Raw genomic sequence first — 9782 nt, 5'->3', positions numbered from 1 at the left:
TGGCTATACTTTCCAGAATGTTCTGCTAACCTTTCCTATTGCACATTGCAGTCCTACAACCCCCAGTGCAAGCACTGGGTTTGCCCTCTTACGCTTTCGCTCGCCGCTACTTGCGCAATCTCTATTGATTTCTTTTCCTGAGGGTACTAAGATGTTTCAATTCCCCTCGTTCGCTCCTATAATTAGGTAAGATATATCTCTATATCTTGGGTTGCCCCATTCGGAAATCTAGGTATCAAAGCTTCTTGACAGCTCCACCTAGCTTATCGCAGTCTAGTACGTCCTTCATCGCCTTTACCAGTCAAGGCATCCACCATTCGCTCTTAGTAGCTTACCTTACTAACATAATAACTAACATAATGAACTTATGTATTTTTCTAAAACGCATCACTTCCTTGTTAAAGTTTTTATGATAAAACTCTTTATCTTAAGACGGAAAGCATTCAAACACTTAATAAAAAGACTAAAATTATTTTTTAGCTTTAAACTAAGCTGTGAGTTTGAAACTTGTCTTTAGTATTATTTAGAAACTCATTCTTATTTAGAAATTCAATCTAAATAAATCAAACAAATAAATTTTTTATAATTCTTTATAAGTTTTTTACTATAAGTTCCCTACTAAAGAAAAGATAAATAGCTTTTATCCTTTAACAAGTCCTGTAAAATTGTTTTTATTAAAACTTGCTTGTGACTCTTAACAATGGTAAGTTAAAGAACATACACCTCTAGAAAAAATTATGTTTCGGTTATGATTTTTAAGAAGTGAAAGTTGAAATTATACATAAAGAAGCTTAAGGGAAGATGAAATATAAAAACTCAATGTAAAATTTTACATTGAGTTAAAAATTATCGACTTTTATATCCTTTAAGTGCGAAAAATAGAATATAAAAATAACATAACATAGGAATCATATAAGAAAGTAGCAAGTTAGAATAATCAGCAACCAAACCTTGAACTGGGGGTATTAGAGCTCCACCAACTATGGCCATACAAATAAGCCCTGAAGCTTGACTTGTAAATTTGCCTAAATTCTTCGTTGCTAAAGAAAAGATGGTTGGGAACATAATGGAATTAAAAAACCCTATAGCTATTAAAGACACCATAGCAACCTTTCCACCAACTAAAACGGCTAACAATATCAAACAAATACTCATCATAGCATTAAAAGCCAAACATCGATTCGGCGGTATGACACTCATAACGGCACTTCCTATAAACCTTCCTACCATAGCACCGCCCCAATAAAACGCTATATATTTTGCACCTGTTATCTCTTCTATATCAGCAAATTTTTTCATAGTTAAAATTAAAAATGAACCGATAGATACTTCAGCTCCGACATAAAAAAATATACCCGCAGCACCTAAAACAAGATGGGGATACTCAAATATGCTTATTTTTCCATCGTGATTTTCTTCGCTGATTTTTTCAGCCCTTTCTCTCACATCAGGAAGCCTTAAAAGATACACCACAACAGCTAAAAGGATTAAAACACCTGCTATCATTAAGTAAGGAATTTGAACCGATTGTGCTTCTTGAGCCTTACTTACATATTCAGCCGTTCCAGAAAGTATAAAAGTAGCACCAAAAATGGGTCCTAAAGTTGTTCCTAGCGAATTAAAAGCTTGAACCAAGGTTAAAGCTGTAGCTTCTTTTCCCGGTGCAAGCAAGGTTACAAAAGGATTTCCTGCAGTTTGCAAAAGAACTACCCCGCTAGCTAAAACAAAAAAGGCCCCTAAAAATATAGGATAAGAAGCCGTAGAAGCTGCTGGATAAAATAAAATACAACCTATAGATGTTAGAACAAATCCTAAAACAACCCCCATAGGATATCCAACTTTTTCCAAAAGTTTTCCAAAAAAACCACCTGTTATAAAATAAGCACCAAAAAAACAAAATTGCACCAACGCCGCTTCAAAATAATTCAGCTCAAAAATAGCTTTAAGATGCGGTATTAAAATATCATTTAAAACGGTAATAAACCCCATAACAAAAAATAAAGCTGTCAATGTCGCTAGTGCGAAATTATTTGATTTCATTTGCATATTTTCTCCTTTAAATTGAATTTAATTTTCTATAAATTTGTATTAAATTCTTTGTAGAACTATCGTGTTCTTGGGTTGTTTCTCCTTTTAATTCCGCTAAAATAGTTTTAGCAAGTTCTTTTCCAAGCTCTACGCCCCATTGGTCAAAACTATTAATATCCCAAATAACCCCTTGAACGAAAATTTTATGTTCATATAAAGCTACCAAAGAACCAATACTTCTTGGGTGAATTTCATCAAGCAAAAGCACATTGCTAGGGCGGTTACCTGAAAAAACTCTGTGTGGAGCTAATTTATGAATTTGTTCTTTTGTTAAGCCTTTTTTTGCCATTTCTTCTTGCACTTCTTCGAGCGTTCTACCCAACATAAAAGCTTCCGCTTGGGCAAAAACATTACTCAATAAAATTTCATGATGCTCAGGAAAATTCCCTCTTTTTGCCAAAGATGCAATCAAATCAATAGGACTTAAATGTGTCCCTTGATGTAAAAGTTGAAAAAAAGCGTGTTGAGCATTTATACCTACATCACCCCAAATAATAGGACCCGTGTCATAATCCACTCTTTTGCCGCTTTTTGTTATTTGCTTACCATTGCTTTCCATATCAAGTTGCTGTATAAATTTAGGAAAATACCTTAGCACCGAATCATATGGAGCTATAATATGGCTACCTGCATCAAAAAAATTAATATACCAAATTCCTATTAAAGCCATAAGCACGGGCATATTTTTTTCAAAAGGCTCGTTGCGAAAGTGTTTATCAATTAAATAAGCTCCTTCAAGCAAAGAAGAAAAATTTTCCTTACCTAAATAAATCATAATAGCCAAGCCTATGGCAGACCAAAGACTATAACGCCCACCTACCCAATTCCAAAATTCAAACATATTTTCAAGGTCTATACCAAATTCTTTTACTGCTTCCTTATTTGTAGAAACTGCCACAAAATGTTTTGTTATGTATTTTTCATCTAAGGCGTGATTTAAAAACCATCTTCTAGCTGTAAAAGCATTAGTTAAAGTCTCTTGCGTGGAAAAAGTTTTAGAGGCCACTATAAATAGCGTTGTCTCAGGATGGACTTTTTCTAAAACTCCTTGCAACTGGATACCATCTACATTAGAAACAAAATGCATATGAAGCCTTGGATGGGCATAGTTCTTTAGTGCCTTACACACCATTAAAGCCCCAAGGTCAGAACCCCCTATGCCTATATTTACAATATCTGTAATAACTTGATTTGTATAACCAAGCCAAGAACCCACTCTTATAGAATCTGAAAATTTCTGCATTTTGGCTAAAACTTCTCTCACATTAGGCATAATATCCATATCATCAATCTTAACCGCATAGTCTGATTTGTTTCTCAAAGCTGTATGTAAAACAGCTCTGTTTTCTGTGCTATTAATCTTTTCACCTTCAAACATAGCATCAATTTTTTCTTTCAAAGAACATTCTTTAGCTAAGTCAAATAAAAGCTTTAAAGTCTCATCATTGATACGATTTTTAGAATAATCAAGTTTTAAATCTCCACTTTGCAAAAAATATTTAAATCCCCTATTTAAATCTTCACTAAATAAAGTTCTCATATGCACATCTTTAATATCCAAAAAATGATTTTGCAATGCTTTGTAAGAATTTAGATGTGTTAAAGTTTTCATTATTAACTCCTATTTTTAAAAAAATAATCCTTCAAATGATTTTCTAATGCCACAGCTACGCCATAAATTCCGGGATACTTCGCCAAAACAACATATACAGGAATAGCTGCTAAATACGCATCAAATCTTCCTTTATTTTCAAAACGCATTCTAAAAGGAGAGGTTTTAAAATAGTCAATAAATCTAGGGATAATTCCACCACAAAGATAAACTCCACCCCTAGCTCCTAAAGTCAAGGCCAAATCCGCAGAAATAGTCCCCAACATAGCACAAAAAATATCTAATGTTAAACGACACAAAGGAGATCTACCGCTTAAAGCTTGTTCGCTAATAAGTTCAGGTGCTAATTTTGAACTCTTAATTCCTTCCCTATCTGCTAAGGCTTCGTAGATAAGCACAAGTCCTGCTCCACTCAAAAAACGCTCTGCTGATACATGCCCGTATTTTTTCTTTGCGTATTGCCAAATCATAACTTCAGTATCATCAAAAGGCGAAAAACTAGTATGCCCACCCTCTCCTGCTAAAGCAATATAACCGCCATTACTACAAGGTATAAGCCCACTCACACCAAGTCCAGTTCCGGGTCCTAAAACAGCCTTAGGAGCATTCATTTCACAAGAAGTTCCACCTACTTGAATAAGCTCTGTTGAAGACATTTGTGAAATTGCATAGGCTTGTGCTGTAAAATCATTAATCAAAATCAACACTTCTAAATTTAAAGCCTGCCTTGTAGTTTCTATGGAAAAAGCCCAGTGATGATTTGTCATCTGCACCCAATCTCCCACCACGGGATTTGCAATAGCAAAAGCACCATATTTGACTACGGGATTACCAACCTTATTTAAATACACTTTAACCGCATCCACAACGGTGTTATAATCATTGCAAGCTAAAACTTCTATATTTTCAATGGTATTTGCTGCCACTTCCAATGCAAAACGAGCGTTTGTTCCACCAATATCCGCTAAAAGTCTTGGATAAGATTTCTTATTTTGAGAAATAGACATTACATTTTACCTTTCTTGAATGAAGTATATAAGAGATGGGAAATTTTGGATTTATCGCTTTAAGGGCTTGATTAAAAACCTCTAGCTTTTCTTCTGTGGCTATGGATAAAAACAATTCATCGCATTTTTCAAGTGCGGATAAAGACATAGATAGCCTTTTATAAGGTGCGTTTTTAGGGCTAATCAAGACAATATTTTGTTTGGTTTTTAAAGCCCACTCGAACTCTTCAGCTTCAGGAAAAAGCGAAGCTGTATGCCCATCAAGTCCCATACCTAAAATAGCAATATCAGGCTGTTTATAATAAGCATTTGCCTTATCAACAAGTTCATCTAAAGGGATATTGGGATTTTCAAAATAAGCTTGAAAGTGGGATTTTTTTGCCAAATTCTTTAAAAAATGGGTCGCAATTAATCTGGCATTGCTATTTTCATCATCTAATTTCACAATTCTTTCATCAACCAAAGAAATATGACATCTATCCCAAGCACAATCTTCTTGATTTAACAATTCTAAAAAACCTACAGGGGATTTTCCTCCTGAAAAAGCTAAATTGATGCTATTTTTATGCAGTAGATGTTTTTTAAGCAATGAAGCAACCGCCTTAGCCAATGCAAGTTCGCATTCTTGTGTATTTTCAAAACGATATAGTTGAAATGCCATTGATACGCCTTTATTCTTTTAACATTATAGAAAGCTTAACAAAGCTTTGCTTAATAAATTTCTTTAAAACATTTATATTCACAAAAAAATATAAAAATATTGTTTCAAATTTTCACATTTATTTCAATCATTATGCAAAAAAATAAACACAACTATAAAAATTTACATCAAAAATTATGCCATTCATGCCCTTCTTTTTTTACAAGCTCAAAGACTTCCTTAGGACCCCAACTACCTGCAAGATAAGAATATAAAGGGGTTTTATTGGCTTTCCAGTTTTCCAAAATAGAATCAACCCAAGTCCAAGCTGCTTCAAGTTCTTCTTTGTGATTAAAAGACGCCTGATTGCCTTCTATTGCATCTAAAATCAATCTTTCATAAGGCTGCATAATAGAAGCATTATTTAAATTTAAAATAAGATTTTTTTCTTCGTATTCTATAGTTTTTCCTATTTTCTTCACTCTTAAATTTAAAGAAATTTGATTATCCGGTTGTAAGCGTATGATAAGCTTATTAGGATTTAAATTTGAAAGCTCTTTATTTTTAAAATACACAACAATTTGAGCAAAAGAATCAGCCATTCTCTTGCCTGTTCTTATATAAAAAGGGACTCCCTTCCAGTTTTCTTCCAAAAGCTCCGCTTTGATAGCAACAAAAGTTTCAGTTTGACTATCGCTTTTAACGCTATCTTCGGCTAAATATGCTTTAAATTCGCCTGATTTGATATATTGAGCCCTAATCACATTATTTTTAATATCTTCATCGCTCAAAGGTTTTAAACTTTTTAAAAGTTCAAGTTTGGAACGTCTTATAGACTCTGCGTCAAAATTTTGCGGAATTTTCATAGCAACCAAAGAAAGAATTTGTAAAATATGATTTTGCACCATATCCCTTAAAGCTCCAGTGCTATCATAAAATTCCCCCCTACTTTCAACTCCCAAGGTCTCAAAAACACTAATTTCTACACAATCAATATGCTCTTTGCCCCACAAGGAAGTAAAAATAGGATTGCAAGATCTTAAAATTAAAAGATTTTGTATGCTTTCCTTTCCAAGATAATGGTCAATTCTATAAATTTGACTCTCAGTGTAATATTTAGCAATTTCATTGTTAATAGCCTGACAAGATTGCAAATCCATACCCAAAGGCTTTTCTAGGATAATTTTCACATTGGATTGGTTAAGATGCACGAGTGCTAAATTTTTACACGCTTTCATAAAAAATTCAGGTGCAACAGAAAAATAAATAACAATATTTTGGCTCTCATTGCCCACTTCTTCTCGCAAACAATCAAAATCTCTCACTTCATTTAAATTAATACTTAAATAAGTTATAATATGTGTAAATTCTTCCCACTTCTTATCATCATAATTTTTAATATGTATTTTCGAACGATTATTCAACTCTTCTATAAATTGCTCGGTATTCAAAGCACTTCTACTTGTAGCAATAATCTTTCCCATAGAAGGCAACAAGCCATCAATAAAAGCTTGATACAATGATGGAAAAATTTTTCTCATAGCCAAGTCCCCAGTAGCACCGAATAAAACAAATTTAAAATTTTCCATAATTTTTCCTTAAAATAATGTATTTTTAAAAAATTTACTACCAAATAATGACTTAAAAATAAAGCTATTATTTAGAATTTTTACTTAAAATATAGCATAATTATTACAATAATATCAAATTTCAACCCAAAAACAAGGATAAAATAATGGCACAAAAGAAACTTGAACAAATCACAAAAAATATCATCAAACGCAGTAAAAAAACAAGAGAAGCCTATCTAGAACGCATAGAAACTTATAGGGGTAAAATTCAAAGAAAAGATTTAGGTTGTGCGAATTTAGCTCACGCTTATGCAAGCATTCCTTCGCATATTAAAGATAGAATTAAGAATAATGAAGGATTAAATTACGCCATAATTTCAGCTTACAATGATATGCTTTCGGCTCACCAGCCTTTTAAAAACTACCCAGATATAATCAAAAAAGAAATTTTCAAGCATAACGCTTTTGCACAATTTGCAGGAGGCACACCCGCTATGTGTGATGGTATCACTCAAGGCTATGAGGGTATGGAGCTTAGTCTTTTTTCAAGAGATGTGATTGCTATGAGTGTAGCCATAGCCCTTTCTCATAATGTTTTTGATGGGGCTTTTTATCTGGGTGTGTGCGATAAAATTGTTCCGGGTCTTTTAATAGGAGCCTTAAGTTTTGGGCATTTGCCAAGTATTTTTGTGCCTTCGGGACCCATGACTAGTGGAATTTCTAATGATGAAAAATCTAAAACCAGACAACTTTTTGCTGAAGGTAAAATTTCTCGCGATAAATTACTCGAAAGCGAAATGAAATCTTACCACGACATCGGCACTTGCACCTTTTATGGCACGGCTAATTCCAATCAAATGATGATGGAATTTATGGGTTTGCATTTGCCAAATTCTGCTTTTATCAATCCAAATACCACCCTAAGAGAAGCTTTGGTAAAAGAAGCGGCTTCGCATATGGTAAAAAATAAAATTAAAGGCATAGGAGAACTTCTTAGTGAAAAAAATATTGTCAATGCCATAATAGGACTTATGGCAACGGGGGGTTCGACTAATCATACTATTCACTTAAGTGCTATTGCTAGGGCAGCGGGTATTATTATAAATTGGGATGATTTTGATGCTATTTCTAGCATCACTCCACTTTTAGCAAGAGTTTATCCTAATGGAAAAGCCGATGTAAATCAATTTGAAGCCTCAGGAGGCATAGCTTTTGTTATTAATGAGCTTTTAAAAGAGGGGCTATTGCACGAAGATGCAGATACTATTATGGGTAAGGGTTTGGAAGCTTACACCAAAAATCCATTCTTAATTGATGATAAAATCATCTATAAAGATGGAGTAAAAACAAGCAAAAATGAAAATATATTAAGAAATATAGAAAATCCTTTTTCTAAAGATGGGGGAGTTAGAATTTTAAGGGGAAACATAGGCAGAGCAGTAATTAAAATTTCAGCCGTAAAAGAAGAACACCAAGTCATAAAAGCTCCAGCCTTAGTTTTTCACTCTCAACAAGAATTTTTACAAAGCTTTCAAAATGGGGAATTAGAAAAAGATTTTATCGCTGTTTTGCCCTATCAAGGACCTAGAGCAAATGGTATGCCAGAACTTCACAAACTTACCCCGCCTTTGGGAATTTTACAAGATAGAGGTTTTAAGGTTGCTCTTGTTACAGATGGGAGAATGTCAGGAGCCTCAGGCAAAGTTCCAGCGGCTATACATATGAGTCCAGAAGCCTTGCTTGGAGGTAATATAGCAAAAATCAAAAATGGGGATTTGCTTTTGCTTGACGCAAAAAATGGCACTCTTGAAGTTTTAATCAGTGAAAAAGAATGGCAAGAAAGAACAGCCAATAAATTTGAAAGTCAAGAATTTTTTGGCTGTGGCAGAGAGCTTTTTGCAGGGTTTAGAACGCAAAGTTCAAGTGCAGAAACGGGTGCTATGAGCTTTGGTGGATATTTTAGTTAAAGGAGAAAAAATGCAAGCAAAAGAAGTTTTAGAAATAAGCAAAATCATTCCAGTCATCACAATTTATGATTTAAAAACAAGCGTTGATTTAGCTAAAGCTTTACTAGATGGGGGCATTAGAATTTTAGAAATTACCCTAAGAACAAATAATGCAATCGAAGCAATCAAACTCATAGCAAACGAAGTTCCTCAGGCTATCGTAGGTGCGGGAACTATTTTAAATTTTAAAATGCTAGAAGAAGTCAAAAATGCCGGAGCAAAATTCGCCATAAGCCCGGGTTTAAATTCTATTTTTGCAAAAGAAGCTCAAAATATAGATATAACACTAATTCCGGGTGTAGCAACAGCTAGCGAAGTAATGTTGGCACTTGAATTTGGCTATAAGAATTTAAAATTTTTTCCAGCAGAATCTGCTGGCGGAATCACTATGTTAAAATCTTTAGCCGCCCCTTTTAGTGATGTAAAATTTTGCCCCACTGGAGGTATCAATTTAGATAATATGCAAAACTACTTAAATTTAAACAATGTTCTTTGCGTAGGTGGTTCGTGGTTAAGTCCAAAAGAACTGATTTTAGAAAAACAATGGAGCAAAATCACTCAAATTGCTAAGCAAAGTCTAGAAAAGATTTCATAAACATCCAAATTGCCGTAAAAACCATATCAAATTATAAACATATGGTTTTTATCGTCATCTTATTATAAAACACATCTATCTTGAAGACAAACTGAAATAATAAAAAAAGGATTTATTAAAGTATAAAGAAATAGGATTTAAGACTGACACTAATGGTGGGCCTAACAAGACTTGAACTTGTGACCTCACCCTTATCAGGGGTGCACTCTAACCAGCTGAGCTATAGGCCCTTAATAAATGGTGGAGAATAGCGGGATCGAACC

At 33.9% G+C, this 9782-nt stretch carries 7 protein-coding genes, 1 tRNA gene and 1 rRNA gene; 2 read left to right on the top strand and 7 right to left on the bottom strand.

Annotated features, from left to right (window positions below; translation table 11 throughout):
- The 6 genes from ACLL8X_RS09145 to zwf all read right to left on the bottom strand — a co-directional run.
- Positions 1 to 337 (bottom strand): 23S ribosomal RNA (locus ACLL8X_RS09145); the annotation flags it as partial.
- A gap of 509 nt (positions 338 to 846) precedes the next feature.
- Entirely contained in the window at positions 847 to 2046 is a 1200-nt protein-coding gene (locus ACLL8X_RS09140; protein ID WP_411990614.1) for a sugar MFS transporter, read from the bottom strand.
- Between the two features lie 10 nt (positions 2047 to 2056).
- Positions 2057 to 3700, bottom strand: a complete 1644-nt coding sequence (gene pgi / locus ACLL8X_RS09135; protein ID WP_411990613.1) for a glucose-6-phosphate isomerase — start codon at positions 3698 to 3700, stop codon at positions 2057 to 2059.
- A 2-nt stretch (positions 3701 to 3702) separates the two neighbouring features.
- On the bottom strand, positions 3703 to 4707 hold the full coding sequence (locus tag ACLL8X_RS09130; RefSeq protein ID WP_411990612.1) for a glucokinase: 1005 nt from the start codon (positions 4705 to 4707) through the stop codon (positions 3703 to 3705).
- A complete protein-coding gene (gene pgl / locus ACLL8X_RS09125) occupies positions 4688 to 5368 on the bottom strand; it encodes a 6-phosphogluconolactonase (RefSeq protein ID WP_411990611.1) in 681 nt (226 codons plus the stop codon). Before pgl ends, ACLL8X_RS09130 begins: the two co-directional genes overlap by 20 nt.
- A 167-nt stretch (positions 5369 to 5535) precedes the next feature.
- Positions 5536 to 6936, bottom strand: a complete 1401-nt coding sequence (gene zwf, locus ACLL8X_RS09120) for a glucose-6-phosphate dehydrogenase (protein ID WP_411990610.1) — start codon at positions 6934 to 6936, stop codon at positions 5536 to 5538.
- Between the two features lie 146 nt (positions 6937 to 7082).
- Here zwf and edd point away from each other — a divergent pair, with 146 nt between their 5' ends.
- Both edd and ACLL8X_RS09110 read left to right on the top strand, forming a co-directional pair.
- Entirely contained in the window at positions 7083 to 8885 is a 1803-nt protein-coding gene (gene edd / locus ACLL8X_RS09115) for a phosphogluconate dehydratase (RefSeq protein ID WP_411990609.1), read from the top strand.
- A 10-nt stretch (positions 8886 to 8895) separates the two neighbouring features.
- On the top strand, positions 8896 to 9519 hold the full coding sequence (locus ACLL8X_RS09110) for a bifunctional 4-hydroxy-2-oxoglutarate aldolase/2-dehydro-3-deoxy-phosphogluconate aldolase (RefSeq protein ID WP_411990608.1): 624 nt from the start codon (positions 8896 to 8898) through the stop codon (positions 9517 to 9519).
- Positions 9520 to 9672: 153 nt separating this feature from the next.
- Here the strand turns inward: ACLL8X_RS09110 and ACLL8X_RS09105 are convergent.
- A tRNA-Ile gene (locus ACLL8X_RS09105) sits at positions 9673 to 9749 on the bottom strand.
- Positions 9750 to 9782 lie beyond the last annotated feature (33 nt).

It is taken from the genome of Campylobacter parajejuni, assembly GCF_046764905.1.
Taxonomy (GTDB): domain Bacteria; phylum Campylobacterota; class Campylobacteria; order Campylobacterales; family Campylobacteraceae; genus Campylobacter_D.
This window is presented reverse-complemented; position numbering and strand designations above follow the sequence as displayed.

Excerpts from the sequence above, each read along its gene's own strand:
- zwf (WP_411990610.1), bottom strand. The coding sequence starts at position 6,936 with ATGGAAAATTTTAAATTTGTTTTATTCGGTGCTACTGGGGACTTGGCT.
- ACLL8X_RS09140 (WP_411990614.1), bottom strand. The coding sequence starts at position 2,046 with ATGCAAATGAAATCAAATAATTTCGCACTAGCGACATTGACAGCTTTA.
- pgl (WP_411990611.1), bottom strand. The coding sequence starts at position 5,368 with ATGGCATTTCAACTATATCGTTTTGAAAATACACAAGAATGCGAACTT.
- ACLL8X_RS09130 (WP_411990612.1), bottom strand. The coding sequence starts at position 4,707 with ATGTCTATTTCTCAAAATAAGAAATCTTATCCAAGACTTTTAGCGGAT.
- ACLL8X_RS09110 (WP_411990608.1), top strand. The coding sequence starts at position 8,896 with ATGCAAGCAAAAGAAGTTTTAGAAATAAGCAAAATCATTCCAGTCATC.
- edd (WP_411990609.1), top strand. The coding sequence starts at position 7,083 with ATGGCACAAAAGAAACTTGAACAAATCACAAAAAATATCATCAAACGC.
- pgi (WP_411990613.1), bottom strand. The coding sequence starts at position 3,700 with ATGAAAACTTTAACACATCTAAATTCTTACAAAGCATTGCAAAATCAT.